Annotated in this window: 31 protein-coding genes and 2 pseudogenes; 22 read left to right on the top strand and 11 right to left on the bottom strand. The window is 49.8% G+C overall.

All coding sequences use genetic code 11. The features are described 5' to 3' along the window. Nucleotides 1–5: 5 nt before the first annotated feature. The 11 genes from CWE12_RS02450 (at nucleotide 6) to CWE12_RS02400 (ending at nucleotide 6,965) form a co-directional block, all read left to right on the top strand. A complete protein-coding gene (locus CWE12_RS02450) occupies nucleotides 6–1,859 on the top strand; it encodes a DUF885 domain-containing protein (protein WP_126788079.1) in 1,854 nt (617 codons plus the stop codon). A gap of 30 nt (nucleotides 1,860–1,889) precedes the next feature. After that, on the top strand, nucleotides 1,890–2,342 hold the full coding sequence (locus CWE12_RS02445; protein WP_126788078.1) for a carboxymuconolactone decarboxylase family protein: 453 nt from the start codon (nucleotides 1,890–1,892) through the stop codon (nucleotides 2,340–2,342). Nucleotides 2,343–2,344: 2 nt separating this feature from the next. Further along, nucleotides 2,345–2,821 carry a redox-sensitive transcriptional activator SoxR gene (gene soxR, locus CWE12_RS02440; RefSeq protein ID WP_126788077.1) on the top strand — a complete coding sequence of 159 codons (477 nt, stop codon included), beginning with the start codon at nucleotides 2,345–2,347 and terminating at the stop codon, nucleotides 2,819–2,821. Nucleotides 2,822–2,938: 117 nt separating this feature from the next. After that, nucleotides 2,939–3,445, top strand: coding sequence for a GNAT family N-acetyltransferase (locus CWE12_RS02435; RefSeq protein ID WP_126788076.1), 507 nt, complete (start codon nucleotides 2,939–2,941; stop codon nucleotides 3,443–3,445). Between the two features lie 37 nt (nucleotides 3,446–3,482). Beyond that, nucleotides 3,483–3,743: a hypothetical protein gene (locus CWE12_RS02430; RefSeq protein WP_126788075.1), complete on the top strand. Its 261-nt coding sequence runs from the start codon at nucleotides 3,483–3,485 to the stop codon at nucleotides 3,741–3,743. Between the two features lie 128 nt (nucleotides 3,744–3,871). Beyond that, a complete protein-coding gene (locus CWE12_RS02425) occupies nucleotides 3,872–4,150 on the top strand; it encodes a hypothetical protein (RefSeq protein ID WP_126788074.1) in 279 nt (92 codons plus the stop codon). Between the two features lie 38 nt (nucleotides 4,151–4,188). Beyond that, on the top strand, nucleotides 4,189–4,884 hold the full coding sequence (locus CWE12_RS02420; RefSeq protein WP_126788073.1) for an aspartate/glutamate racemase family protein: 696 nt from the start codon (nucleotides 4,189–4,191) through the stop codon (nucleotides 4,882–4,884). Between the two features lie 106 nt (nucleotides 4,885–4,990). Beyond that, complete coding sequence (locus CWE12_RS02415) at nucleotides 4,991–5,581, top strand: hypothetical protein (protein WP_126788072.1); 591 nt, start codon at nucleotides 4,991–4,993, stop codon at nucleotides 5,579–5,581. 16 nt (nucleotides 5,582–5,597) lie between these two features. After that, on the top strand, nucleotides 5,598–6,386 hold the full coding sequence (blaOXA, locus tag CWE12_RS02410) for a class D beta-lactamase (RefSeq protein WP_126788071.1): 789 nt from the start codon (nucleotides 5,598–5,600) through the stop codon (nucleotides 6,384–6,386). Nucleotides 6,387–6,459: 73 nt separating this feature from the next. After that, a complete protein-coding gene (locus CWE12_RS13750; RefSeq protein WP_126788494.1) occupies nucleotides 6,460–6,669 on the top strand; it encodes an addiction module protein in 210 nt (69 codons plus the stop codon). After that, nucleotides 6,666–6,965 (top strand): type II toxin-antitoxin system RelE/ParE family toxin, encoded by a 300-nt coding sequence (locus tag CWE12_RS02400; protein ID WP_126788070.1) that lies wholly within the window; start codon nucleotides 6,666–6,668, stop codon nucleotides 6,963–6,965. The genes CWE12_RS13750 and CWE12_RS02400 overlap by 4 nt, the downstream gene beginning before the upstream one ends. A gap of 5 nt (nucleotides 6,966–6,970) precedes the next feature. On the opposite strand, the gene CWE12_RS02395 is transcribed toward CWE12_RS02400, so the two are convergent. Both CWE12_RS02395 and CWE12_RS02390 read right to left on the bottom strand, forming a co-directional pair. Then, nucleotides 6,971–9,340: a DUF748 domain-containing protein gene (locus CWE12_RS02395; RefSeq protein ID WP_126788069.1), complete on the bottom strand. Its 2,370-nt coding sequence runs from the start codon at nucleotides 9,338–9,340 to the stop codon at nucleotides 6,971–6,973. Between the two features lie 93 nt (nucleotides 9,341–9,433). Continuing rightward, nucleotides 9,434–9,865 (bottom strand): Rrf2 family transcriptional regulator, encoded by a 432-nt coding sequence (locus CWE12_RS02390; RefSeq protein WP_126788068.1) that lies wholly within the window; start codon nucleotides 9,863–9,865, stop codon nucleotides 9,434–9,436. A 129-nt stretch (nucleotides 9,866–9,994) separates the two neighbouring features. On the opposite strand from CWE12_RS02390, the gene CWE12_RS02385 reads away from it, so the two are divergent. Beyond that, a complete protein-coding gene (locus tag CWE12_RS02385) occupies nucleotides 9,995–10,894 on the top strand; it encodes an NAD(P)/FAD-dependent oxidoreductase (protein ID WP_126788067.1) in 900 nt (299 codons plus the stop codon). A 40-nt stretch (nucleotides 10,895–10,934) separates the two neighbouring features. Here CWE12_RS02385 and CWE12_RS02380 read toward each other — a convergent pair whose 3' ends face one another. Genes CWE12_RS02380 through CWE12_RS02370 form a run of 3 tightly spaced genes read right to left on the bottom strand, consistent with a single transcriptional unit; the run spans nucleotide 10,935 to nucleotide 12,436 of the window. Beyond that, nucleotides 10,935–11,207: a Txe/YoeB family addiction module toxin gene (locus CWE12_RS02380; protein ID WP_126788066.1), complete on the bottom strand. Its 273-nt coding sequence runs from the start codon at nucleotides 11,205–11,207 to the stop codon at nucleotides 10,935–10,937. Next, nucleotides 11,188–11,535: a type II toxin-antitoxin system Phd/YefM family antitoxin gene (locus tag CWE12_RS02375; protein WP_241984114.1), complete on the bottom strand. Its 348-nt coding sequence runs from the start codon at nucleotides 11,533–11,535 to the stop codon at nucleotides 11,188–11,190. Before CWE12_RS02375 ends, CWE12_RS02380 begins: the two co-directional genes overlap by 20 nt. 10 nt (nucleotides 11,536–11,545) lie before the next feature. Next, a complete protein-coding gene (locus CWE12_RS02370) occupies nucleotides 11,546–12,436 on the bottom strand; it encodes a DNA ligase (RefSeq protein WP_126788065.1) in 891 nt (296 codons plus the stop codon). A 263-nt stretch (nucleotides 12,437–12,699) separates the two neighbouring features. Here CWE12_RS02370 and CWE12_RS02365 point away from each other — a divergent pair, with 263 nt between their 5' ends. Beyond that, a complete protein-coding gene (locus CWE12_RS02365; protein WP_126788064.1) occupies nucleotides 12,700–13,191 on the top strand; it encodes a DoxX family protein in 492 nt (163 codons plus the stop codon). 101 nt (nucleotides 13,192–13,292) lie between these two features. Continuing rightward, entirely contained in the window at nucleotides 13,293–14,300 is a 1,008-nt protein-coding gene (locus tag CWE12_RS02360; RefSeq protein ID WP_126788063.1) for a YihY/virulence factor BrkB family protein, read from the top strand. On the opposite strand, the gene CWE12_RS02355 is transcribed toward CWE12_RS02360, so the two are convergent. Next, the gene (locus tag CWE12_RS02355; RefSeq protein ID WP_126788062.1) at nucleotides 14,297–15,202 is read right to left on the bottom strand and encodes a LysR family transcriptional regulator; all 906 of its coding nucleotides are present in this window, start codon (nucleotides 15,200–15,202) and stop codon (nucleotides 14,297–14,299) included. The two genes, CWE12_RS02360 and CWE12_RS02355, sit on opposite strands and share 4 nt — an antisense overlap. Before the next feature lie 146 nt (nucleotides 15,203–15,348). Between CWE12_RS02355 and CWE12_RS02350 the strand changes: the two genes are divergently transcribed. Further along, nucleotides 15,349–15,768, top strand: a complete 420-nt coding sequence (locus tag CWE12_RS02350) for a VOC family protein (protein ID WP_126788061.1) — start codon at nucleotides 15,349–15,351, stop codon at nucleotides 15,766–15,768. 14 nt (nucleotides 15,769–15,782) lie between these two features. Then, nucleotides 15,783–16,379, top strand: coding sequence for a glutathione S-transferase family protein (locus tag CWE12_RS02345; RefSeq protein ID WP_126788060.1), 597 nt, complete (start codon nucleotides 15,783–15,785; stop codon nucleotides 16,377–16,379). Between the two features lie 46 nt (nucleotides 16,380–16,425). Here the strand turns inward: CWE12_RS02345 and CWE12_RS02340 are convergent, their stop codons facing one another. Next, nucleotides 16,426–17,331 carry an AraC family transcriptional regulator gene (locus CWE12_RS02340; protein ID WP_126788059.1) on the bottom strand — a complete coding sequence of 302 codons (906 nt, stop codon included), beginning with the start codon at nucleotides 17,329–17,331 and terminating at the stop codon, nucleotides 16,426–16,428. Nucleotides 17,332–17,762: 431 nt separating this feature from the next. On the opposite strand from CWE12_RS02340, the gene CWE12_RS02335 reads away from it, so the two are divergent. Beyond that, nucleotides 17,763–18,461: an alpha/beta hydrolase family protein gene (locus CWE12_RS02335; protein WP_198675664.1), complete on the top strand. Its 699-nt coding sequence runs from the start codon at nucleotides 17,763–17,765 to the stop codon at nucleotides 18,459–18,461. Nucleotides 18,462–18,549: 88 nt separating this feature from the next. Here the strand turns inward: CWE12_RS02335 and CWE12_RS02330 are convergent, their stop codons facing one another. After that, the gene (locus CWE12_RS02330) at nucleotides 18,550–18,687 is read right to left on the bottom strand and encodes a DUF3096 domain-containing protein (protein ID WP_126788057.1); all 138 of its coding nucleotides are present in this window, start codon (nucleotides 18,685–18,687) and stop codon (nucleotides 18,550–18,552) included. A 161-nt stretch (nucleotides 18,688–18,848) separates the two neighbouring features. Between CWE12_RS02330 and CWE12_RS02325 the strand changes: the two genes are divergently transcribed. From CWE12_RS02325 to CWE12_RS02305, 4 genes and pseudogenes are all read left to right on the top strand, one after another. Then, nucleotides 18,849–19,679, top strand: coding sequence for a hypothetical protein (locus CWE12_RS02325; RefSeq protein WP_126788056.1), 831 nt, complete (start codon nucleotides 18,849–18,851; stop codon nucleotides 19,677–19,679). A 53-nt stretch (nucleotides 19,680–19,732) separates the two neighbouring features. Further along, on the top strand, nucleotides 19,733–20,608 hold the full coding sequence (locus CWE12_RS02320; RefSeq protein WP_126788055.1) for a bile acid:sodium symporter family protein: 876 nt from the start codon (nucleotides 19,733–19,735) through the stop codon (nucleotides 20,606–20,608). A gap of 43 nt (nucleotides 20,609–20,651) precedes the next feature. Then, nucleotides 20,652–21,350, top strand: coding sequence for an RluA family pseudouridine synthase (locus tag CWE12_RS02315; RefSeq protein WP_126788054.1), 699 nt, complete (start codon nucleotides 20,652–20,654; stop codon nucleotides 21,348–21,350). A 307-nt stretch (nucleotides 21,351–21,657) separates the two neighbouring features. Next, a pseudogene (locus tag CWE12_RS02305) lies at nucleotides 21,658–22,469 on the top strand (toll/interleukin-1 receptor domain-containing protein). 959 nt (nucleotides 22,470–23,428) lie between these two features. Here CWE12_RS02305 and CWE12_RS02300 read toward each other — a convergent pair. Continuing rightward, complete coding sequence (locus CWE12_RS02300; protein WP_476723722.1) at nucleotides 23,429–24,418, bottom strand: IS110 family RNA-guided transposase; 990 nt, start codon at nucleotides 24,416–24,418, stop codon at nucleotides 23,429–23,431. Between the two features lie 687 nt (nucleotides 24,419–25,105). Between CWE12_RS02300 and CWE12_RS13640 the strand changes: the two are divergent. Continuing rightward, nucleotides 25,106–25,407, top strand: a pseudogene (locus CWE12_RS13640) (integrase core domain-containing protein); the annotation flags it as partial. A 296-nt stretch (nucleotides 25,408–25,703) separates the two neighbouring features. Here CWE12_RS13640 and CWE12_RS02290 read toward each other — a convergent pair. Beyond that, nucleotides 25,704–26,237, bottom strand: a complete 534-nt coding sequence (locus CWE12_RS02290; protein WP_126788051.1) for a hypothetical protein — start codon at nucleotides 26,235–26,237, stop codon at nucleotides 25,704–25,706. Further along, nucleotides 26,238–26,801, bottom strand: a complete 564-nt coding sequence (locus CWE12_RS02285) for a hypothetical protein (protein ID WP_126788050.1) — start codon at nucleotides 26,799–26,801, stop codon at nucleotides 26,238–26,240. Nucleotides 26,802–26,868 lie beyond the last annotated feature (67 nt).

Below are 26,868 nucleotides of genomic sequence, written 5' to 3'. Positions count from 1 at the left end.
ACCTGATGAAAAAACTGTTGTTAGCCTTGAGCCTCGCGCTGACCGTTCCTTTGGGAACGGCAGCCATGGCTGAGGAGAAACAGGATGATGCGTCCAGCTTCCACCAGCAGCTGGATGACTTCACCTCACAGATTATCAATGCCGATCCGGAACTGCGCAGCGTACTAGGGCTGACCGACGACGGAATTGGCGATCTGTCTCACCTGATGAGCGACGTTTCACTATCACGGCGAGCGCAATTGCGCGCAGAGTTCGGGCAGGCATTGGAAGCGCTGGCGGAATACGACCGCAACGATTTGCAGGGGCAGGAGCGCTGGAGTCATGACATGGCAGCCTGGTTGTATCGGACTCAACTCGATCTGTTGGCATTTGACTGGGCCCCGGCCTGGATGCCGGGTGGAGGCTCAGTCTATGCAGTCGACCAGCTGTTTAGCATCCCGGTGATGATCCCACAGTTTATGCAGAACCATCATCCCATCAGCGATGAAGACGATGCACTGAACTACATCGCCCGACTCGAGGCCATTGGTCAAAAACTGGATCAGGTTCTCGCCAACTTTGACATGCAGGCTGAGCATGGGGTGATACCGCCCAAGGTCGCACTGGAAGGTGCGGCTACGCAAATACGCCAGCTCTTGGCAGCGGAAATCGGCTCCAGTGTGTTTGTTGAAGCTCTGCGGGAAAAACTGGAAGGTGTTCCTGAGATCGATGCGGAGCGCCGCCAGGCCCTGTTGAGCGACGCCGAAACCGCTGTTGAAGAGCATACTAACCCAGCGTACGCACGGTTATTGGAGCGTCTGCAAGGCACACTGGATGACAACCCACCGAATAGAGGCGTATGGGCGTTACCCGACGGCAAAGCATTTTATGATGCTGCACTACGCTGGAATACCAGCACCGATCTTGATGCCGAAGCTATCCACCAGATAGGTCTTGAAGAAGTAGCCCGTGTTGAACAGCAGATGGATGAATTACTGCGTGCTCAGGGACTGAACGAAGGTAGCGTCGGAGAGCGGGTGACGGAATTAGCAAAGGACCCGCGCTATGGTTATGAAGACTCTGATGCAGGCAGGGACGAGGTGATTGCCGATATTGAAGCAGCACTTGCACGTCTTGAACCTTATATCCCAGAGTACTTTAACCGGGTGCCAGAGCAGTCATTGCAGGTGCTCCCTGTACCCGAACATGCGGAGGCAACGTCTCCCGGTGGTTACTACTTTCCGCCCGCGATGGATGGGTCGCGGCCCGGTACCTTCTTTATTAACCTCGGTGATATCGAATCGAACAATCGCTGGAGTCTGCCGACCCTTGCTTACCACGAAGGTGCGCCCGGACATCACTTCCAGATATCGCTGAATCAGACTCTTGAGGATCTGCCTTTATTACGGCGTATTCTTAACCCCAGTCCGTTTACCGAAGGCTGGGCACTGTATGCCGAGCAGCTTGTTGCTGAAATGGGAGTATACGACGACGATCCGCTCGGCGACCTGGGTCGGTTGCAGGCCGAGATGTTCCGCTCCGTGCGCTTAGTGGTCGACACTGGGTTACATCGCAAGCGCTGGACGCCGGAGCAAGCTGAAACCTATATGATTGAAAAGACGGGTATGAACCCTCGCGATGTCCGTGCTGAAATCAATCGTTATCTGGTGCAACCGGGGCAGGCTAGTTCCTACAAGATCGGCCACCTCAAAATGCTAAGCCTGCGTGAAAATGCCAGAGAGCGATTGGGTGAGCATTTTGACATCCGCGGCTTCCACGACGTGGTCCTCGGGAATGGCGCATTGCCGCTGTTGGTTTTAGAGCAGGTTGTCGATGAATGGGTAACGTCAGTAGAAGATAAAGCGATCAATAAGAGTTAAGCCTGCATCAAGGCTTAAAGGAGAAAGACAATGCCAGATAGAGTAAACCTTGGAAAGTCTGCGCCTGACCTGTATCAGGCAGTTATCGAGCTGGACCGGCTGGCGTCGGAAGCCGTCAACAAGGCCGGTATCGACGAAGGGTTTTCCCACCTTTTGCGTTTGCGTGCGTCCCAGCTTAATCAGTGCGCATTTTGTGTCAGGTTGCATACACGGGACTCACTGGCCAGCGGGGAGAGCAGTGACCGAATCGCAGTACTTCCCGCGTGGAGAGAAACTGCGTATTTCAGTGTAAAAGAAAGCGCAGCGCTGGAGCTCATCGAAGCAATAACCATGATTTCAGACGGTCAGTTGCCGGATGAGCTCTATCAGCACGCAGCAGATAATTTGAGTAAAGAGGAGATATCAGCTGTTGAATGGCTAGCTATAGTGATCAACACATGGAATCGGATTGCCATTTCCAGTCGCTACCCGGTGCAAGAGTAGGTATGGATAACTACAAGGTTGAAGGTGCAATTCTATCTATCGGGCAGGTTGAAAAACGCAGCGGCGTTGCCGCTTCAGCCCTGCGTTTCTATGAGAAGAAAGGCCTGATCACCAGCACCCGCAATGCGGGCGGTCAGCGCCGTTACTTTCGTGAGGTATTGCGCAGGGTGGCGGTGATAAAAGCGGCGCAACGGCTGGGCATGCCGCTGGAAGACATCGCCGCCGCATTTTCGGCATTGCCGGATGGCCGCACGCCAACGGTAGAAGACTGGCATAACCTGTCCACGCGTTGGCGCAGTCTGCTTGATGAGCGTATCGAACGGCTGCAGCTATTAAGAGACCAGCTGGATGACTGCATCGGCTGCGGTTGCCTGTCGCTCAAAGCCTGTCCGCTGCGCAACCCCCATGATATTGCCGGGGAAGACAGTCAGGGCGCATCGCTGTTTGAAACGATGCAAAACGAAGAGGTAGGTTCCTGACTCTATGTGACTGAAGTATAAAGCGTCCATTTTGAAGTACGTACCTGAAGGCGTACACTGATCTTCGGATATGGAGCCACTACGAATAGGGTCTCCTAATTAAGGAATACATAGACAGTGCAATTAGTTCTCCCCCACGCAAACTACGAGCAGAGCTACCGCGACTACATCGCGGAGCTTGGCGATGAAGAGCGCTACCCGTTCCCGCTCGATTTTGACCATTCCGATTTTGCTGAATTGCTCGCCAAGGTAGAGCGCTTCAGAAATGGTACTGATCTTCCCGACGGCTTTGTTGCGTCGACGACCTACTGGCTTGTGGATGGCGATGAAATTGTCGGAGTGGCCAATCTCAGGCATTATCTGAATGATCGTATACGACACGCCGGCGGCCATATTGGGCTTGGCATTCGGCCAGCTCGAAGAGGGCATGGACTTGGTAGTTTGTTGCTCAAACTAACCTTAGAAAAGGCGTTTGAGCGCGGTATAAATCCAGTTCATATCCATTGCCATAAACACAATGAAGCATCAGCCAAGATGATTCTCGCCAATGGCGGGGTTCTGCAGTCGGAGCTCAATGAAAACGGCGAGGTTGTGCAGCGGTATGTGGTTGCTACGGCACCGTAGCGTCGTATGAAGCGGAGTTTCTATGGAGGGATAGTGAATGTTTGCGATGTTTGTTGTTCTGATCGTAGTGCCATTCTTGCTAGCTTGCGTTCTTCAGCTTTTTGCAGAAAGAACCGCTATTTTGGTTGGTATTCTGGTACCAGTGATTGTTATAACCGCTATACCATATTTCGATCCCGATGCTGTAGGCGCACTTTATGGGGTACTTTACTTCATCTACGTGCCTATTTTTGCGATCGCAACGTATGGGTTCTGGGTCATTCTTGGCGCTGTAATTGAAAGGATTAGAAATCACTGAGTATGTTGTGCTTACAGTCCCTTTAATAACTTTACGCCGCTTTTTCTCTTTCTTATCGGACAAAAAACAACCAGTTACTGATACTTAAACGACACCCTGTTTAAGAGTCCCAAGTAAGGGAAATGAGTATGACTGGCGCACCACAAGTTGAATTAGCAAAACTGCACGACGAATTCCCCATTCTGAACGATGTTCAGGGCACACTGGCCTTTCGAATGAATGAGGGAGAATCACAACCTGGCACTCTGATCTGGAGTCTTGATAGTGCGGTCCAGCACCATCTTACCAGACTGGGGATCACAGCACGGCTGCAGCGCCTACTAGCGCACCTGGTTAAAAATCAGGACGGCGCCAACTGCGAAGGTAAAATAGAGTTTCAGCGCGGTCGATTTCGAGTCTATTTTTAGTATTATCAAGAGTCATCCGGCGAATAAAGAGGTTCATCTTGAAAACCATAGGTTTAATTGGGGGCATGAGCTGGGAGTCAACGCAGACGTATTATCGGCTGATAAACCAGAAAGTAAGAGATGAGCTTGGTGGATTGCATTCGGCAAAGCTGGTTCTCTACAGCGTCGATTTTGCCGAAATTGAGAGGTTACAGCACCAGGGAGACTGGCCTGCAACAGCTAAAATACTAAGCGCAGTTGGCCAGTCGGTTGAATCGGCAGGTGCTGACTTTTTAGTGCTCTGTACGAACACTATGCATAAAGTTGCATCCGACATCGAGCAGGCAGTCGAGATCCCTTTTCTTCATATCGCCGATGCAACAGCCAATGTGCTTAAAAAGGATGGGATAACCTGTGTCGGCTTGCTCGGCACCAAATTTACGATGGAGCAGACGTTTTATATCGAGCGCCTCCAGCATCATGGTATTCAGGTTGTTGTGCCAGAGGAACAACAACGAGACGATATTCACTCTGTTATTTTCGATGAATTGTGCCTGGGTGTGATTAAACCTGATTCGAAAACCCTGTATTTGGATGCAGTGACGTCATTGGCAGCGCGTGGCGCTCAAGGGGTGATCCTGGCGTGTACGGAAATTGGTCTTTTGATCCAGGCATCGGACACAGCAGTGAAGCTCTATGATACTACCGAAATTCATGCCGCGCAGGCTGTTCAGTTAGCCTTAAGCAAACTTTAACAATTCCCCAATCTAAGCTCATAAAATCTCTTAAAGGAAACTTTGAGAGCAGGAAGGCGTCTGACGCTCAGTTTTGTTCAACCTTCCTTATATAGTTGGATTAATTATGAAAAATAATAAAATGCTCTTATTAATCGGTGCGCTTGTTGTGTTGACTGCATGTAGCAGCATTCCGCTTGGCACTATGATCAAAATGGTTAGGCTGAACCCGTTGGATATGGACCCGCAGCAATTGGTGGTTGCGGTGAAAACGCCTGAGGGACTGAAAGTACGTGAGGGTGATGTTGTTATTGATTTTAGTTTCCGGACCGACGACCCAGATGTCAGCTTTGATCATCAGTTTCCGGTCGTGATCAACGATGACTATGCGGTGCCTGAGAGCTTAACAAAAGACCTCGACGACGATGAAAGCATAACCGTGATGCAGCTGTCAGAAGACGACGCTCTTACCATGTACAACGCACAGCAAGCGGTAAAAGAGTATCGCCGTAATCATGAAGGTGGCGCCGGTAATATCGATTTAAGACTGGTTTCCGCTTGCCGGGATGAGAATTTCTCCTGGAGCGATTCGAAGTTGAATGTGTATTTGAAAACCACCGATGACGAGAGTTTTTTTCTGTTTTTAAGAAACATGGATGTGACTGAATTAGATGACGATATCCAACGTGATCTCAATGCGCTTTCCAGTTGTGCCTAAGTGAGCGAGCTATAAAATGAAACTTAATCTATTCCCACTCTTACTGGTCAGCATCGTACTTCCCGCTTTTGCGGCCAGCGAGGAACGCCCTGAATGGAGCGATGTATTTGAAGAGCATGATGCTGAAGGCACCATCGTTGTGGTTGACGGGCGTTCGGACCGTCAGCCTGCGATGGTGTTTGATGAGGAGCGGGCTGCAACACGCTTTTCACCAGCGTCGACCTTTAAGATCCCGCATACGCTTTTTGCTCTGGACGCAGGGGTAGTTGAGGATGAATTTCAGGTCTTTGAGTGGGACGAGGTAGAGCGCGATTTCGCCGGGCATAATGGTGATCAGGATTTACGCTCAGCGATGCGTAACTCGACGGTATGGGTGTATCAGCGATTTGCAGAACAAATCGGCGCTGAGAATGCGCAAGGCTATTTAGAGCGTAGCGACTATGGCAACGCCGACCCTACAGTAGAAAATGGCATGTATTGGATTGATGGGGAGCTTGCCATATCGGCGCATGAGCAGATTGAGTTTCTGCAACGGCTGTATCGTAACGAACTGCCTTTTTCAGTCGAGGATCAGAGACTGGTAAAAGATCTGATGGTAGTGGAAGCCGGACGCGACTGGATTCTACGGGCAAAAACAGGTTGGGACGGGAGCCTCGGCTGGTGGGTCGGCTGGGTAGAATGGCCAACCGGGCCGATTTTTTTCGCCCTCAATATAGACACACCAAATCGAATGGCCGACCTCGCGAAACGTGAACAAATTACCCGTGAAATTTTGCTCACCATCGGCGCGTTGCCCGCTTCATAGTGGCTAATGTAGGAAAAGCAGCCATGACGATTTGTGTTTTGCTATCCTTTAAAGTCAGGAGTAATATTTGAATATGAATATAGATATCAAAGAGCTTCCAATCACTGAAAGAGTCCGCCTTGTAGAAGACTTGTGGGATAGTATTGCCTCTGATCAAGGCTCCCTCCCATTAACTCACGAGCAGCGAGATGAACTGGATAAGAGACTATCTTCTTATGCTACAGATGGGGATACCGGCCGCCCTGCGGCTGAGACAATAGAGGATATACGTTCTCGGCTATGACTTATGAAATTCGTTTCAGGGAAGAAGCGACGCAAGATTTGACACAAGCAGCCAGCTGGTATGAGCGTCAATTGCCTGGCTTGGGTCATGAATTTTTAGATACCGTGCTTTATTTCCTGAATTCAATCGCAGATACCCCTCTAAAGTACCCCGCCGTTCATAAAAAAATTAGGCGTGCGTTGATGCCTAGGTTTCCATTTGGAATTTTTTATAGAGTTGAAGAGGGATTTATCCTCATTTTTGGTGTGATGCATGGGAGTCGTGATCCGACCCGATGGCAGGGGCGGATCGCATGATTACCTTAATTCGTGGTGATACCGACCTCGAGGGCAATGAGTTCGTCGTCCACGGAATCGATTGCTTCGGGCTCCATTATACGCACGCGGTCGGCTGCGAAATCGGAATCCTCGTCTGAATTGACCAATGCATCTCGTATCGATGCTGCGCGGGCGTTGCCAATGGCTTGCAGTTCCTCATCGCTAACGGATTGCACGGCGATGACTTGTTCAGCCAGGTAATTGCGGTAGGCGAGGGCGTCGAACTCTGTTTCATCCGATGAACCATTTTGCTCCTCAGTAAACCGTGAGCGCACGGCCTCAAGGTCACTGTCCGGATAGGATGAGCTGAACATCGCTTCGACTATGTCCTGATTGTCCTCGCTGGTCAGGCTTGGGTCTTCAACATCGCGGTCTGCGTCAACCAGACGCTGGCGTAAGGCGTCGATGGCTTTTTCACGTTTGATGGCCTGACCATCAAAGTTTCGGCTGAACGGACCAGCAAGCTCCAGGGTTAGCGCGGGGCGCTGGTTAAGAGCTTCACGCAGCTCGGTGATACGCTGGCGTTGAGGAGGGCTCAGCTCTGAGCTGCCTTCCGCAAATCCAATCTGGCCGAGGTCCTCTGAATCAGCGCCAATCAGGTTCGCCAGGAAGCTGAAGGGTGCTTCCAGAACCGAGGTAATTGCTTGCCCGATCGCCTCGCGGATAACCGCATTGAAGTCGAATTCCGGATCGCTGACATCCCCGGTTACCGGTAGCGTGATATCTATTACACCCTCGCTGTCCTCGAGCAGGGCGATGGCGAGGTTCAGTGGTAAATCCATAGCGTCGCTGGACTCAATTTGCTCGCCCAGTTCGAGATTACGCAGTACCAGCTTGTTTTCTCCGTCCAGCTGCTCGTTGTCAATGGTGTATTCAAGATCAAGATCCATGGTGCCGCCTGCAATCGCCCGCCCTGCGAAGTCGACGGTGTAAGGTGAGTACTCGGGGATTTCCAGATTGCGAAACGTCACTGTTACAGTGGTCTGGCGGGTTGGCTGCCAGGCGTGAAAACTGCCTTCAGCACGAGCCAGTCCGTAATCCTCGACCTGACCTTCAAGCTCTATGCGTGCAGGTTCAGAGGAAGTAGAGCTGATAGTCGACACGTTCCCATTCAACGACTGAATATTGGTTGAAAAGGGCAACGGCAGCGAGTTGTCCGCAAAATGGATGGCGCCGTCAGTCAGTTCAATGCCTTCAATGGTGATACTGAATGGCTCGGCCTCGCTCTCTTCGTCCTTTGCTTCGGCACTGGCTTCGGGATCGGCCGGGGGAGTCTTCCCAAGGTTGCCGAAATTGGTGGTCTTATCCTCGTTAATGATGATCTGACCGGACAGTTCATTGACAGCAATCACCCCGGTCTCAAGCTCGCTCTCACGTATGTTGAGGTCAATCTGCTCGGTTTGTAAACTTTCCCAGCCGATGAGTGTTTCATCATCCTCTCCCTGGCTGATACGCAGTTCACGAATACCTGCGCTGCCTTCAAATGCAAAAGGTTGCTCTGCACCTGTATGTAGTTGGCCATTCAACGACAGGGCTCCGCTATCCAGCCGTACGCCGGCGAAGTACTGCAGATAAGGCGCGCCCTGTGCCAGTGCCAGTTCATCGATACTAAGATCACCTTCCAGGGTGGGGTCGGGTACCATTTGCAGGGTGCCGTTAAAATCGAGCATACCGCCGTCAGCGAGTTGCCCTTCTACGCGCAGGGCGGCTCGCGTGTCGTCATGCAGGGTGAAATTTTCTAAGGTCAGCCTGATATTCTCAAGCGCCAGTGACACCTGTTGCGGTGTATCCGTGTCTCCGTTTGTTTCGTTGCTCTCTTTTTCGGTGCTATCGGCTTCAATGTCGAAGTTGTCCTTGAAGCGCAACTCACCGCCTTCAACGTGCAGATTGTTAACACGCAATGCAGGTGGGGCAGACCCATCGTCTGACTCTTCGCCGGATGTGTCAGTTGCCGCCGCAGCGAGCCGGGTAAACCGCGTTTCACCGGATTCAAAACGTTCTTCGTGAATGGTAGGTTCATCGAGGCGAATGCTGTTGAACGTCCAGGCTCTGTTGATGATGCTTGCCCAGGCAAAATTCACGGACAGCCGGTCCAGGCTAATCAGCTCTTGCTCGTCGATGTCGTTCAGCACAAGGCCATCGACGCGAAGGGTGAGAGTGAAAGGGTTGGCACGTACCGCCTCAATTTGCAGTTCGCGGTCAAAGTCTTGTTCAGCCGTGTTCGTTGCAACGTAGTGAACGGCCCAGGGCACAGCGAAGAAGCCAAGCAGGGTGTAGAGACTAAGCAGCACCAGCAGCCAAAAGCGAATGCGACGCGGAGAGGCCCATTTTGTTCGCAAATAACCACTGTGCATAGGACCGCCTTGCTGGAAATGAGTAATAGGGGAAGTGTAGACGGATGAGTGAGCAGTGCCAGTTTGGCCCTGGCACAAACCGTCGAGCATCTTCTAGCGTTCTTTTAGATAGCTGGATATTTTGTCAGCCCCTAGCTTGTCCAGTGTGATCTGACCGAATCTCTTCAGCATTAACGCTTCTGCTTCGTTCATGACGTCATTCAGAGCCTCATTAACGGCTTGTTCAATCACACACTGGGTGTGTTCGTCGCTTAACCCAATCGTAAAAATACTTCCGTCCCCAAGTGCATGGTGAATATCCAGTAACGTAATGTTCGCAAGTGGCTTGGCGAGCTTCCAGCCGCCATGGTGACCCTTGGTCGAGGTGACATAATTTGCTGTACGCAAAAGCGCCATAGTGCGGCGAACCACCACAGGATTCGTCGATATCATCTCGGCCATTTGCTCGGACGTCACCGGCCGGTCGATAGCTTGCATATGCACAAGTATATGGAGGACCCGGGATAGTCTGCTGTCTTTTCTCATCGTTCACCCTGTGCTGCCGTCGAAATAAACTATGTTGAGTTTATCATGAAACTTTTCGAGTTACATGTGTTGTGCTTTACTGTCTTTTGATGTAACAATAAAAGTTACTTTAAATAATAGGAGCACCTGATGATGTTAGATGTACTGATAGTTGGAGGAAATTTCGCTGGGTTAGCGGCCGCAATGCCTTTGGTTCGGGGGCATCGCAAGGTGGTGGTACTGGATACTAAAACACCGCGCAATCGCTTCGCCCGGGTGTCTCACGGCGTTTTCTGTCTGGACGGACAGCAGCCGGCTGGAATTCACGCTGTCGCGTTATCCCAGTTGCAGCAATATCCGACGTTTGAATACAAGGAGGACGAAGCGGTAACGGTTAACGCCATAAACAAAGGCTTTGCCGTTACCACCAAAACAGGCAGCAGATACCGCGCGAAGAAGATAATTCTCGCCTGCGGTGTAAAAGACCAGTTGCCTGATATACCAGGTCTGCACGCTCACTGGGGTCGAAGTGTCATCCATTGCCCGTATTGCCATGGCTACGAGTTAAGTGGCGGGCCGTTGGGCGTGCTGGCGACTCACGTTATGTCGCCACATCAAGCCGCCATGATCCCTGACTGGGGGGCAACGACGTTTTTCACCCAGGGAAATCTCGAACTAAGCAGTGAGCAGGCAGAAACATTAGGTAACCGCGGGGTGACGATTGAACGGACGCCGGTTAGAGAGGTTATCGGTGATGGTGAACAGCTTTCGTCTGTCATGCTTAAAGACGGTCGCAGTATCGTGCTGCGGGGATTGTATGTTGCTCCGACCATTACTATACAGTCGCCATTGGTTGATGCACTGGACCTGGAGTTGAACGAAACCCCCATGGGAACATTTATCGCTGTAGACGAATTTAAGGAAAGCTCGTTGAAGGGCGTCTTTGTTGCGGGTGATATGTCCAATCCTATGCAAAATGGAACCTTTGCAATAGCTTCTGGCACGATGGCCGGCGTCGCCGCTCATCGCGCGCTAATGTTTAATCTGTAAGGAAAATGGTACTGCACAAAACTTGTCGGGCGGTGTTTATTTAAGTCTTGTGATCGTAGTGCCCACCGATGGCGAAAATATAGACATAGTGGTGGTCAAATTTGTAAATTACCCGATCCTTTTGTGAGAGGCGGCGAGACCACAGACCGGAAAGGTTATGTTTGAGTGGCTCGGGCTTTCCCGCTCCTTTTGCCGGGTCGCCGCGAAGCATTTCCTTCAGAAGTCTGCAAAGTGCTAAGTGCAGCTTTTTATCTTCTTTGCGTAACTGTTCATAGATAGCCCAAGTGCTGCCTTCAAAGACGAGTGATCTCATCGACTTCCTCGTCCTTGGGGGCGTACCCAGAGCCTTGGGTATGGGTAGCTGCAGATTCTGCCAGCTGCCGCATCAGGCTACTGTTCTGCAGGACATAAAGAGTTTCTTGTTCCCGCTCCCAGTCATCGGCGCTCATGACCACGAATGCTTCGCCAGACCGACGAGTCACTTTTAGTGGGGTATGGTTGCTAATTGCTTCTTCTACAAAGGCTTTCAGGTTATCTCGGAACCGGTTTACACTTACAGAGTCCATCGGGCTCACCTCAAACGTACGGAAACTCGGTACAGTGTAGCGAGCAAGCCACTGCAAATCAATTACGCTTACCATGCTGTTTTCCTCATTCATCCCCGGGATCGTGCCGGACGCGCAGGAAACTGGCGAAGCGGGGCAGACCGTTGTTGGTGTAGCCGTGATATTTAAAGGTAATGGTACTGCCGATCGGTGGTGGGTCCGCACGTTCACTGTCAGTGAAACCAGTGCCAATCGAGAACTCGATTCCCTGGTTGTTTCTTACCCGCAGCGCACCCAGCATATCGGTGTATTTGCCGCGGCCCGGCAGATGCGCGATCACCACGGCCTCGTCATCATAGTAAGGTTTTAACTTCAACAATGCGTTGCTTCTAGCGGGCTGGCCTCTACCTGGATGATGTGCAGAGGCTAAGTGCAGCATCAGGCCCTCCGCTCCGTTTTCAACCACGGTTTGCAGGTGGTCGTTCAAGGCATGGTTTGAGTGAAAACGTTGCTGATTCACCGCCCTGATATGCCCGCTATTTATCCTTTCGATTAAGCCCGAATAGTTTGCATAGCGCTGTGCAAAAGGAAGCTGCGCATCCGGCATGTCAAACACCATATAACGTACCTGACGCCAGCGTTCATGGTCCGGTGTTTGAGTTCGCACGATAGACGTCAGGGCTTCGAAATCCTGACGTTGTGTCCATAACTCGCCATCTAGCCATACGCCGGCAGGTAAGGGCGCAGTGAACCAGTCAGGTGCGGGAATCAAATTGCCTTGCCTGGTCAACAGGTGCTCGCCGGTCCAGATAGCCCGCACACCGTCATATTTTTCACTAACCAAATAGTCGCTGACGGAGTTGGCGCTGTCCTGGTCATACACATTGGCGAGTTGGGGCTGCACCGGTGCTTGCGCAGCAAATGCTGCACAGGTGTAAAACGTAGCGAAATACAGACAAGTAAAATAGATGAACGGGAATTTAAAATATCTCAACATGACTGCGTCCTTGCTTCCATGATGCGTAGCTTGAATAAGGGTACGTACAGATTCTAGCGTTGGGCATGAAGGCTAGCACTGGGACAATGGCGTATTTTTTAAAGGTGAGCATCAGGTGAGCAGGTAACTATACGCGCCAGTAGTGCGGACCCTTTGATTTAGTTGAAAATATTGTCTGGTATGTCGACCATTCAACGTCAACTACGCTAATGTAATGCTGACATTTAACCAGTTGTTCAAATTTTGGGTTCTATGAGGGACTTATGATAACGCCAATTATTATCCTGTGTTTATTGTCATCACCTCTATTGGTGGCATTTATAGTGTCGAGGTTTACCAATAGCGAGCTAGCTGTCAGGAAGTATGCTTGTTGGGGGCTCGGCATAGCTTTTATTTACTTTTTCATTGGTCATCTCGTTGAAACCGATGGAATGGTTCAAATGCTGCCTGAGTGGGTGCCACTTCGGGTGCAGCTTATCTATGCAACTGGTTTGATCGAGTTAGTAATAGGGGGCGCGCTTTTCGTTCCAAAATACCAGCAGGCTGCAGCAAAAGTCGCCATTTTGGTGTTTATTGTGTTCTTTCCGGCCAATGTTTATGCTGCTTTAAACGGTGTTGGTCTTGGCGGCCATCAATGGGGCCCTGAGTATTTACTGATACGCACCCCACTGCAGGTTCTCTTAATCGCTTGGGCGTACTTTTTATGCGTGAAACTTCCTAACAGACCGCAACCAGGTAACAAGGACGTAGCATGAAAATACCGTGGGTGTGACCAGGATTAACTGAATAGCCTCCGATTATGTTGCTAAACTTTCTTCAGCAAAGAATCTAACGCCAGCAACATAAGGAAGCCTCTATGCCACCAAATGACGGTACGGCGAATCAAACAGACTCATCGTCCAGCGATAGTTATGGGCGCCAAGCGAGGAAGCCATGGGAGATCTCCTGGCGAGGTTGGTGGGAAATCGCGCAACGAGTCATGAACAACGTGATGCGGCACGATATTTCGCTGCTCGCAGCCGGGGTGGCGTTATTCATTATGTTGTCGATCTTCCCGGCGCTGAATGTCGCAGTATCGCTGTATGCGCTTTTCTCATCCCCGGAAAACATCATTTCTCAGGTCGAACCGCTGCGGCAGCTGCTGCCCGAGCAGGCATTCGAAATAATAACCGAGCAGCTGACCGAACTTGCTGAAACTGGCGGTGCTACCTTTAGTTTAACGCTGGTAGCGTCGCTGCTGGTGTGGTTTTGGGTAGCGCGTAAGGGCGCGATGGCGCTCATAAAGGCCTGCAATATTATTTACGATGAACATGAAAAGCGCCCATTCTGGGGCTTGTTGCTGCTCTCGCTCTTATTTACCGTGGTAGGGATTTTCGGGTTTGTAGTTCTGGGGCTGCTCGCCATTTTGCTGCCCATCGTGCTTGGAGTGATACCTATGGGCGACGCGTTGGAAACCCTACTGCGGACGCTGCGCTGGCCCATTCTGGCAATGCTGTTAATTTTTGTACTTGAATGCATCTACCGCTTCGCCCCCAATAGAGAGAATGCCAAATGGCGCTGGGTCAGCGTAGGGGCGGTTATTGCGACATTGCTATGGCTGGCGGCGTCTATCGGTTTCACTGTCTATGTACAAAATTTCTCCAATTACAATGAAACCTACGGCGCTATCGGCAGCGTGATTATTCTTATCTTCTGGTTCTATATCAGCGCTTTTGTGGTGCTGCTAGGAGCCGAAATAAACGCTGAAATGGAGCACCAAACCGAACTCGACTCAACGGTCGGCGACGACAAGCCGATGGGCGAGCGTGGTGCCTACGTCGCAGATACAGCTGGCTCCCAAGCATCAGAGGAGAAAGAGCACTAACGTTGGTCGGGCAGAGTATTTAAACGTTTCTGCAGGGGCTCGACCACTGAATCCAGGAATTGTCGCACTCTGGACGACAGCAAGCGACTGTGGGGAAACACGAACTGAACGGGTAGGGGAACGGGGTTGTATTTTGTTAGTACTGGCACCAGCGCACCCCGGTCTAAATCCTCTTGGGCCTGATAACCTAGTACCCTGCAGATGCCAAGTCCGTCCCGGGCCGCAGCCAGCTCCGTATCAATCTGGTTGGCGCTGATGATGGGGGTTACTGGCTGCTCCCAGAGCGCTCCGTCCACCTGAAACTGCCATACTTCACCGGATGGCGCGAAACAGATTGTCGGCCAGTCTGACAGTTGTTGTGGGTGGCTGGGTGCTCCGTGTTGCTCGATAAACGCTGGGCTCGCGCAGAGTATATAGGGTGTGCTGCCAATCTGTCGTGCCACTAGTGAGCTGTCCGCCAGGTGACCAATCCGCAGAGCTAAATCAAAGCCCTCCTCAATCACATCCACGACCCGATCCAGCAGAATTAATTCGGCCCGCATGGCGGGGTTTTGCTTTAACCACTGGTTCAGCAGTGGCGCTATATGCAAGCGGCCAAAGGTTACCGGTGCGGTAATCGACAATTTACCCGCGGGCTCCGCTCGCCGGCTTTCGAGCTGGAACTCCATAGTCTGAATGTCCGTTAAAATCCGCCGGCAATGTTGCAGGTACTCGTGCCCTTCATCAGTAAGAGCTATACGACGAGTGCTGCGATTAAGCAGACGCACGCCAAGGTTCTGCTCCAGAGCAGCAAGAGTTCGCACCACCGCAGCAGGGGACCGGTTCAGTTTATCTGCAGCAGCAGACAGACTGCCCTCGTCAACAATGGCGACAAAAGTAGTCATGGCTTTGAGTTTGTCCATCGGCAGGCACCATCGCAGTGTAAGGACCGCAGCGTCAGATATCAGGTTTGTGCAAAAAGCTGAATAATCATATCAGGCTGGCGGCATTTATTGAATCTGCTAAATGGCGTTTACTGGCGCAACACTATTTCCACCAGGAGTCAGCAATGAAGCAACCGCAGCCCATTCGTCAATACGACCATGTTGGCATTCGGGTAAGTGACCGCCAGCAGGCGGTGGCATTCTACGAGCAGCTTGGATTCAAAGAGGTGCGCCGTTTTGAGAAGTACGAAGCCAATGAGATGGAATCACCGGATGGTGTGCGCATTAATCTAATCTACAACGCGACAAAGTTACACCACGGCCGCAACGTGTTGCTGGATGAGCCGATAAAGCTACCCGGCGTGACTCATCCTGCATTTATTGTCGATGATCTCTATGCGCTGAAAGACTGGCTAGAGCAGGCGGGCATACCTATTACCGAGGGGATTCACCGACTTGGGCCACGTCGAATCACTTTGTTTATTCGCGACCCTGACAGGAACGTATTGGAGTTCAATCAGCTAGTGCCCGAAGACCAACTTTAATCAAGGACTAAACCATGAAATTATACGATCTGGATGTATCCGGTAACTGCTACAAAGTTCGCCTGTTCGCTGCTCTGGCAGGCATTAATCTGGAACTGGAATCAGTGGATGTTGCCGCTGGTGAACATAAACGCTCACCATTAATTGATCTAAACCACTGGGGTCAGGTACCAGTGCTTAGCGACGGTGAGGTTGTACTGCGAGATTCGCAGGCAATTCTGGTCTATCTGGCCCGTCAATATGGCGGCAATCAGTGGTGGCCGGATGGTGCAGCTCAACAGGGTGAGGTGATGCAGTGGCTGTCGACGGCTGCCAATGAGATTCATAGTGGCCCTAACGCAGCGCGTCTAATTGACAAATTTGGGGCCTCGCTAAACAAAGAACGCGCGCTGGAAGTCAGCACTCAGGTTTTATCGTTGATTGAACAGCACCTGGGCAAACATAAATGGCTGGCATTAGGCCGACCAACCATCGCGGATTGTGCGGTGTATCCCTATATTGCAGTGGGCTGGGAAGGGGGCGTGACGCTGGAACAATACCCGGCTATTGAGGCCTGGGTCGAGCGCATCAAGGCTCTGCCTGGTTATATCAGCATGCCTGGGATTGACTAACCTCAGCGGCTCGTATCTTAGGGCGCCTGGATGGTTATCGCTAACGTCATCGTTTACCTGCAAACGCACCGGGAGAAAGGCCTTCGTGCCGGACGAATGCCATCCCGAAGGCGCTGGCACTTCCGTAACCGACCCGCAGCGCGATCTCCGTGTTGTTAAGTTTGCCCTGGCGCAGCAGGGTCCTGGCGATGGCCATGCGCCAGGCCGTTACGTATTCCATCGGTGCCTGTCCAATTTCCTTGCGAAACTTCTCGAAGAAACCGGAGCGGGACATGCCTGCGTCCTTCGCCAGCCCAGCGACAGAAATCTCACCCCCTGCATTCGAATGGATGCGCTGTAAGGCGGTGGCCAGTTGCGGATCGGACAGGCCCCGCAGCAGCCCCGGCGGCATGTCTATGGCAGGCTCCGAGCGCAGTGCCTCAATAAGCAACACCTCCAGCAGCCGCTGGAGGATAAGCTCCCGACCCGGCCGGTCGGCGCGGGTCTCATCGTGGATCGCCGGTACCAAAGCCATCAGGCGCTCGTGCCCGCTGATATGGATCATCTCAGGCAGCAGTGACACCAGCAAATCGCGTGCGGGCGTTTCGAAGCGACAATGCCCGACCAGGGCGCGCATCTCCACCGGGGCGTCCGCCGGGCCGAGGCGAACTCGTCCGGGCCCGATTTCAAGCGGCTGACCGGGGCTCTTCAGTTCCGGGGGCACCTCGCTGGTCATGCTAAAGTCATGCAAATCCGGGATCAGGACGAAGTCTCCAGCTGTCAGCGTGACCGGCGTGCGACCGCTCACCTTAAGCTGGCAGACCCCCTCGACCATCGCGCAATAGAAGGGGCTTGCCATATTCTTCCGCTCGACCTGCCACAGGCCACCGGCCTCGACCATCTTTGATATAGACAGCGCCGGTTTGAGCAGGGTGACCACACTTGAGAGGGGATCATCACTAGCATTAAGCATACTTTTGGACTCCTAATGAATTATTGCGGACTTTTGTATATAGAATGCACGGAAATCACTATTTATACTATCCCTGTTCATCAAACAAGGAGATCAGATATGCCCCCTCTATTCATCACTGGCACCTCGTCGGGCTTTGGCCAGACCATCGCCACCGCAGCTGCAATTTCAAAAGAGGCTATTAAATGAACCGACTAATTAATCTGTCCCGCGCTCTGCCAACACCAGAGCCCGCCATGACAGTCGCTTACACGCCGATCCGCCTGGAAATGCCTGACCGCCAACCTCTGGAACTGCGACTTACCGCGCCCGCAGTTGGGGACGCCTTGCCGATCGTGATCCTGTCGCACGGCTATGGTCCATCGAACTATATCCCCTCTAAGGACGGTTACGCTCCACTCGTCCAGTTCTGGGCCGAACGCGGCATCGCTGTGATTCAGCCGACACACGCCAGTTCACGGGTTGGCGGACTTAACCCCGATCTGCCTGAAGGCCCTTTCTTCTGGCGCGAGCGCGTGGCCGAGATGCGCGCTATTCTCGACCAACTGGCTGAAATTGAGCGACAGGCTCCAGCTCTCGCAGGGCGACTGGACCACGAGCGGATAGCCGTAGCGGGTCACTCCTTCGGCGGGCATACCTGCAGTCTGCTACTTGGCGGTAGTTTGCAGGGTGAGAGTTTCTCCGATCCGCGCATCCGCGCCGGCATGCTATTGGCGACTCCGGGCCGCGGCGGTGCCGATTTAATGCCCGACTATGCCTCGCGGTTTTCCTTTTTCGACGTGGACTTTAGCGCTATCGAATTGCCGACGCTTGTAGTTTGCGGTGCGGAGGATAATCCCCATTTCACGCCGCGCGGCCCCGAATGGCACGCGGATGCCTTTTATGATGCGCCGGGGGCTGATGCTCTGCTGACGATCAATGGTGTGGGCCATGGGCTGGGCGGAGTCGCCGGGCTAGACGCACGAGAGACCGAGGCAGAAGATCCCGAGGCATTGGAAACAACCCGGCGTTTGACACTGGCCTGGTTGCGGAGCATGTTCTCCATCGAGCAGGATGCCTGGGCAAAAAGCCAAACAGCACTGCGAGGTAGCGCGGCCAGCATCGCAAAGATCACCGTGAAAGAGAGCTAAAAAAACGGAGCGGTTCCTAACGTGGCGCCGCTCCGTCGTTCATAGGCTTAAGGACTGTCGAGAAACTGCCCCGGGTCGCTTGCCTGATTTACAGCCCCAAAATTTGGATGACGCCGATAGCAATAAGGTAAATAGCCACAACATAGTTAAGCAGCTTAGGCTTAATCAATATCAGAATGCCAGCTATGATGGAGAGTACCGGAATAAGAGTGATGTGCAGAGTCATAATCTTGTCCTTTTATTTTGTAGCTTAATTAGTTAGTTGGTCAGGGCAGTGTGCGCCCCGTAGCGGCGGAAGGCAATGGATTAAAATAGCGAGTTACGGCTGCATACACGGGGTAAAGTGAGCAGTACTCCCGGGGGAACTCTCCAGATAAGGTTGTGATTATGAAACACACTGCATTATCAGCGATATCGCTGCAAAAATACTTGCCACGCCTCGTTGGCTTGCTTCCTGTCGTGCTGGTGCTGAGCTTTTCGGTTCGCGAGGGTTCCATCGTTAATAAGCATGTGCCACTGAGTTCAACGGCGGCGCTTGGCTCTATTTTCCTTTTGTTGGTGTTGGTTGTGTTGTGGGGCGTAGGAAACCTTTTAGGGCGTATACTGATGCGTGTTTACGCTAAGTTAGGCGGCCCTCCGTCAGTATCTGCGTTGAAATTTAGTATTGCTGCGATAGCGTTAACCATAGCCGGAGCGGCCACGGGTTATCACTTTGGCACTCAGGTGGGGCAGGTCGTTGCCGAGCGGTGGCAACCGCGGGTTATCTTAAATTCAGAAGGCCTTGTCAGGCAAACACTCAGCCCTGGGGGACCAGAGCTCAGCGAGATGCGCCCGACGCAAAGGAACTGGCCTCATGCGTTTAACTGGAATTCAGAACAGGCGACGCTGACAATCGATGCTGATCGGGCGGTTAGTATTCGTGTGCCGTTTCTGCAACAACCCATTTCCTATAAGCCTGAAATAAGCTACGTATCATTCATCAGGGTTCAACCCGTGGTGTGGCATGACAACGAGTATCTGGCGGTACTGATGACGCTGCGACCTACCTCTCAGCGTTCTGCATTGGCTGTTTTTGATGTGCAGGGGCAACTCATTTATGAGGAGCTATTACAGCGATGCCTGCATCCTGAAGAACAACAGTTTGCGAGCTCCAATGTAGGCGGCAGTCAGATGCTGATGGTGAATCATTGCCATGCATTTACCCTGGTCGCCTTTTAGCTCTCAATCCGCTATGGTGGGTCTCATAAAATCAATAACCGCCAGCCGACACTATGACCAGTAGTATTTTTTCGCAGTTAGTATTACCGCTAAGCCTGTTTATTATTATGTTTGGTATGGGCCTTAGCTTGCAGCGCCAGGACTTCGCGCGTGTAGTGAAATTCCCCAAAGCAGTGGCTATAGGGTTGTTAGGTCAAATGGTGTTGTTACCGGCGATGGGCTTTCTCATTGCGGCGTTGTTTCTCGGCACGCCAGCGCTGGCAGTCGGCCTGGTCTTACTGGCAGCTTGCCCTGGCGGCACCACGTCGAATTTAATTGCATACCATGCGCGCGGCGATCTTGCGTTGTCGGTGACCCTGACCGCTATTACCAGCGTGCTGACCATCATCACAATTCCGATTGTGGTGGGCCTGGCACTTGCCGTATTTAAGAATACTGAAGTACCAATCGAATTACCCATCGCACGCATGGTGCTGACACTCTTTCTGATTACCTTATTGCCCATTTTCCTCGGCATGTTGGTGCGTGCTATACGCACACAACTAGCGCAGCGTTTAGAGCCTAAAATTAGCGCCTTTGGCGCGATATTTTTAGGCCTGCTGATCATCATTATCCTGTATCAGCAGGGCGACAGCTTACTCGGCCAGTTAGTGAGTGCAGGGCCGACTGCGCTGTTATTAAATGTGGCGATGATGGCAGTCGGCTTTATGTTGGCCGTGTGGTTCAACCTTAATGACCGTCAACGTGCGTCTATTACCGTTGAAGTGGGCATACAAAACTCCACCCTGGCGATTCTAATTGCCTCCACCGTGCTCAATGACGGCACCATTGCACTGCCTGCTGCCATGTATTCATTGGCAATGTATCTGACCGGCGGGAGTTTTATAGTGTGGCGTCGTTGGCAGGGTAAGCGCGCTTTAGCGCTGTAACTGCTCTAGCCATGATGGTTCGTTTTTACGTTTCGGAGGTTTTTTGGGGGCTGCAACTAGTATTGATGACTTTATCGCGCCCGCCTGCGATGCGTTTGTGGATATTTTATTCCAGGACGAAGCCATCTTATTGATTAACAAGCCTGCGGGCCTGCTTACTCTATCCGGTAAAAACCCACGTAACCTCGACTCGGTACATTATCGACTGGTAAATGGTCAGCCAGGGGTTAGCCCTCCGTTTTGCGAGGCTAAATTACCGCACCGGCTCGATTTTGGCACCTCAGGTGTGATGGTGGTTGCCCTCAACCAGCAGGCGACACAGCACCTTAATCATCAGTTCCAGGTCGGGACAGTGCAAAAGCGCTATCTCGCGATATTGGAAGGGTGGGTGAAGGATGACGAGGGCGTCATCAGCGCGCCTATCGCTAAAGATAAAAGTCAGTTTCCGCGGGTTAAAATTTGCAGCAGCACAGGCAAGGCGGCAACCAGTCACTTCCGTGTCATAGACCGGCTCACTCAACCGCAGCGGACCCTGGTGGAATTCACCCCTGAGACCGGCCGCACGCATCAGCTAAGAATCCATAGCCTTTTTATGGGCCACCCCATTCTTGGTTGTGATTTATATCACAGCGCAACCAGTCAACAGCTGGCAGATCGATTGCTACTGCACGCCAGCGATTTATATTTTCAACATCCGGTGACCGGCGAGCCGTGTCATGGTCACTGCACCAGCCCTTTTTAAAGAGATGACTGACAGGTTGTGGTCACCCTGGCTTATTCACCATCTGCTGGCACTGCGCGCATAGCCGAAGCAGGGCGCACGCTTCGGAGTTGCGGGTAGGGATTAATTTTAATATGGTCAATAACATAATAATAACGTACGCTAGGGATAATAGGCATAGCGACATAGCAAAACGAGCATGCTCAGTTTGTTTCCTCAGGGAAAGAGCCTCCTCATAACGAAATCCTCGCTATATCAATTATCTGACTTCGATACCGCTCGAAAAGCCGTGTGGGCAAAGCGTGCTGGCGCACTATACAAAGGTTAAATGTTCACAACAAGGAGAATCCCATTGATCTTCGTATCACACAATCACAAGGATAAAGTCATAGTAGAGCAGGTAGCACTGAGATTGCGTGATGCCTTTGGTCAAGATAATGTTTTTTACGATTCTTGGTCTATGCAGCCCGGTGACGGCATCGTAGACAAAATGAATGAAGGTCTAGGTGAGTGCAAACTTTTCCTTTTTTTGTTTCGAAGAACAGCTTGCGGAGCAACATGGTCAAGCTTGAGTGGCAAAATGCGGTAATGAAAGCTGCAAGTGGGGATACCAAAATAATTCCTGTTAAACTCGATGACTGTTTAATGCCCCCTCTCCTCATGCAAAGCCTCTATATAGATTTATTTGGCAACGGTTTAGAAGTTGCGATTCGACAAGTCGTAGATGTCCTTTCAGGTCGTAATACGTTTAATTCTGGCCCACAGCAATTTTCAAATGTCCGAGCATATCAATATGTTGAGGGCAGCTCGACATTCGTAGAGATTCACGCTGAACATTACCTAGAGCCAATTTCGCATTATATATTTCTAACCAATATGGATAAGTCTGATGTCAACTTCCAATATAAGTCAGGAAACATGTGTAATACTGGATTCCATGAAAATATTACTCTAAATGATGGAAAGACATACAACGGGCAATTCATTGGTGTCGAAAAAGGAACAGTTCCCGGGTTTCCTTTTTTGGTCGAGGTAACCTCACCAACAAACAAACCTGTAGTCATACAAGGCGTAATGCATGAAAAGAAGCAAAACGAATGGGCGGGCATTCCGTTGACTCATGGCAAGAAAAACGTTTAACAAGTCAATCAACTTCGCGCCTTCGGCGCCGGATGCAGCAAAGCTGCACCGGTTATTGAAGCGTTAGCCATTTCAAGGAGCATTGGTTTTGAATTGGGAATCTTTAGGTATTCTTCAATTTATGAAAGAAAAATTAATGCTCTATTGGATGTTTATGCTTGTTTGCAAGAGTACGAAACATCAATAGAAAAATATCACAAGATGTAATTTAGCATCAGGCGAGCTACTTTTTTAAATTGTATCCTGTATATTTAGAAAATAAAGATGAGTTAAGTGACAATTTTTTGAATAACGTAGTTTTATTCGACGATGAACTCGTTTTTAAATATCAGTAATATTGTCGAAACGTAATGATGGAATATGATTCAATATATAAATTGATGGCCAGAAACCCGTCAAGTATCTCATCGAATTTTCAAGACTGCCAGAATTAGAATTTGAAACAGGTAGGTTTTCCAGTAATGTTAAATATAAGGTCAAGAGTTTGTTGAATAATAGCTGACAAATGTAAGGTCTCGAATCAAACATGAAGAGATCTATTGAGGATGTTTTTTAATCAGCTGGTTTACTTCGATGGATTTTCTGCGTTATTTCCAACTCTCCGGTGACCTGAGTCTTAGTTTTTAAGGGTGAGGATAGAAGGAGTCAATTTTCAATGCAAAAGCTAGATAAACCACAAATTAAAGAATATGGCCCTCTCATAATGTGGGCTAGTGACCTCGAAGATCTGCTTGTTAAACTTAAAAGTTGTTCCGAGATCGAGCTTATTGCAGAGGATGTCAGATATGAGTCTGTTAATGAGTTCATTGAGGTTAGTAGGGGTAGAAGTCCGTCCAATATAAAGATAACAGCTAGGAGTCCCTATTTAAGTATTGAGCTGTACCATCGCTGGGCTCGAATTTATGTTTCATCGAGTGAACTGGTAGATACCATCTCTCCACATCGACCTCAACCGGTTGCTAAACCGTTTGGGGTTGATACATTTGCTGGTTCTTCACCACGCCATAGCAGATTTGAACCAGCTTTCGCATGGCCGCGCCAAGAGCGGCCATTTTGCTTTTACCATTGGCGATTAAGCGATGTTTTTGGCGCTTAATATCCATGTTGTGTTGGCCTGCGACCACCGCTGCCATGTAGAGCTTCGCGCGTATTCTGGCCGGGCCCAGCTTGCTCAATACGGTTTTACCTTTTTGCGTACCAGAGTCCCTAAATACCGGTGTTAGGCCTAGGTATACCGCGACTTGCTTAGCGTCGGAGAATTTCTTTGCTGCAAACAACACGACCATTTCACGACTTAGTACGTCACCAACACCTTTAATGCTCTGCAGCAGCTCTCGGTTCTTTGCTAGCACCGGATCTTTCTTAATCCGGTCATCAATGTCTTGTTTAAGCCTTTGTATTTCCTCTTCTAATGCGTCAATCATGCCTCGGATTGAATCTGTAACTCGCAGCGAAGCACCACTGATTTCACTGGCTTCTAACCTGTTAATTTCACGCTGCTGGTCTTTGTCCAGAGCATCCAGGCGTCTTAGCATCGCTTTCAGCTCACGAACCAGGGGTGGCTCTGGCTCCCACACCTTTAGATTGCGAGGCTCGTGAGAGGCGTAATAAGCCAGCACTTTAGCGTCTTCTTTATCTGTTTTATGTTTAAATCCAACCGATTTAGCATACGCCCTGGCGTCACTCGGATTGCCAATGCAGACCTGCAGACCCGCTTCGTGCAGGAAATAAGTTAAGCCTTCGTGATAAACGCCGGTCGGCTCTAACACAACTACGATATTGCTAAAGTCCTCGCCAATCGTGTCTTTCAGCCATTTGGTAATAATTTCAAAGTCCCTGTTCTTAAAGACTTTTGTTTTAATCTTTGTCTTACCGGACTCGCTATCTTTGCTGCGTAACCAGCACACGTCGACTTTTTCTTTGCTCACATCAACGCCAACGTATTGCATCATCTCTTTGTACTCCCCTTTCTCATTCAGCGTCACTTCATAGAAGGCGCTTGGATACCATTCAGTTAATGAGATATTGAAGCAAGGGGACAATCTACCAATCAGCTTTTAAAGCTTCGGTCAGGCCCGTCCTCACTCACTTCTCGGTTACAGTGATAGCTAATCACTTCACCTGGAGAGATACAAGCGTCAGGTCTTTTCGTCAAGATGGACTTAATTCTTAGTCGCTGTCAGCGAAAACCTAAAATTCTTTACCAGTACGCGTGGGTGGTAGGTAGTGCGATCGTTATCCCTAACTCTTTCCATCTGCCGCTACTCAAATCATATGATTTCCTTTATTTGTCTGTTTTGGCTTTGACATTTTCATGGGTACTCTACGTCGCATTTATACATCTCTGGCGTTATTCACTAGTTCGTCCGTTGCATCGAGAGCATTGTCCTGGCTTCTTTAAAAGAAATATTGACGCGATAATTGTCGCTGTTGTATCAGCACTGTTTGGCGCGGTCATCGGTGTTGCCACTACTAAGATGGCTGATAGAGTTTGGTCTAACCCAAATTCTGTTGTCGAAAGCGAAGGCCAGAAAACGGATCAGGTTTTCGAGGGGCTTGGGTCACCCTAGAACTATAAGTGATAGCACTTCATTTTGACTTCTTTATTTGTAGTGGTAACGCATAAATGTCCTACGATTTCAGTGTCAATTTCAGTTCAGCAAGGTACACTATTTAATTCAGATAACATAGACTCGCAGTCAGCCGGAATCGATTGTTTGCGAGAATGCATTGAACTTACTAGCAAACCGATGTTCTTCTGGAGCAAAACCAAAGGTCTTCGCCTGAGCGATATTCAACAAGGTAAACTAAGACAGAATGCCTTTGGGGAAGCCTTAAAGGTAAGTTTAGGAACGAGTGCCTGAATCGGCATTGGTTCAGAACCTTGGATGAAGCTCGGTACCATATTGAACAGTGGCAGGGTCACTTCAACGAATAGCGGCTTCGCGCCTGACTGAAATATTTTCCGCCAGCTGAATATGCAAAACATTTGGCATTAAAACTGAAATCTCATTGATAATGTGGTGGTATTTCAGGAGAAAGGTCGACTCAGCAGGAAAATACAATAGGCTTCTTTCTACAAGGGTACCGACACTATGATAATGTTTTGGCGCGATACAAAGATGTAGGCGTAGTGCTTGAACCTAGGCTGGAAGCAAAGCGTTCAGCACGGACGCCCGGAATTGCGATAAGTGATAACTTTAAATCTCACCGCTGCTGTATCGATTGAAAAATCTATTTCTTTGGGCTTTTCTTATAAGCGGCTTGCTGATTATCTTGTATCGCCGCTTTTGCAGCCGACTTCATGATTTCGCTTTTTATTTTAAGTTTGTTGACGGATATTTTAGAATAATATGTTCCATAGGCTCTTAATAAGGCGGATGGGATGATACTTAAACTCGTAATCAACATTGCTTGAGCTACAGTAAGCTCCTGTTTTGGGACGAAACCTATCCAGGCTAATAAAATAAATAAAGATATTACAACGAGAACGCTGATAGTAGTTGCAAGAATTGATAGCCAGGATAGTTTCTGCTTATAAGTTTCAGCCTCATTGCTTAAATTTACAACAGACTCAGACCGCTCAGAATCACCACTAGTATAAACAGCATTTAGTTCAGAGATGAAGCTATCTCTGTGAGAGTCAAGATTGTTAACCGCTTTATTTCTAACTCCATCCCAAAATGATGATACAAAATTTATAGCCATAGCTACACTTAAAAATGGTGCAAAATCATTAAGTAGTACAGGTTCAATTAGCGAAGACATTTAGCGAAACTCTCCATCCGTAACTCTAGACACTGTGGTATCAAAGTACTGAGCTAAAGTTTCGTAAAAACCTGAGTCGAAGAGACTAAGAAATGAGCTTACCTCTGCAAGTTTCTCATTATTTTCAATTGCATACCGACCTAGAAAAACTAAGTGTCCGGGCGCTGCTAAAAAAAATTCATTATCAAGAGTATCTTGAATTATTTCATCTTTGAGCTTTCTGGGGATGGGGTTGATAAATAGCTTTTTAGTTCCATCATCAAGATTCCTATTAACAAAGCTTAGTTTTTTTAATTCCGAGGTGTTATTAGTAACTATTTTTATCGAGGTATGGTTTAAAGCTTTAGAGAGCTGTCTACTTACATGCTCATCAGCTAGTACATCAAAAAGCTCACTTTCTCCATGCTCATCAAAAAAGATAAATGCACGTATCTCTTTAGTACACATACTTATAATCTCTTGAATCGCACAAATACGAGCATCTATATCATTTAGCGCTATAGGGGTGTTATCTCCCTGTTGCTTAAAACGCTCTATCAGCTTTCTTAATTCTGCTAGTGGCACTTAAATTCGCCTATAAATTTAATAAAAAAATATCATTGTGTCATTTTAACCCATGGTCTTTGGGAAA

It is taken from the genome of Aliidiomarina sedimenti, from assembly GCF_003986955.1.
Taxonomy (GTDB): domain Bacteria; phylum Pseudomonadota; class Gammaproteobacteria; order Enterobacterales; family Alteromonadaceae; genus Aliidiomarina; species Aliidiomarina sedimenti.
Note: the sequence above shows the minus strand (reverse complement) of the source record. Positions and strands in the feature narration are given on the sequence as shown.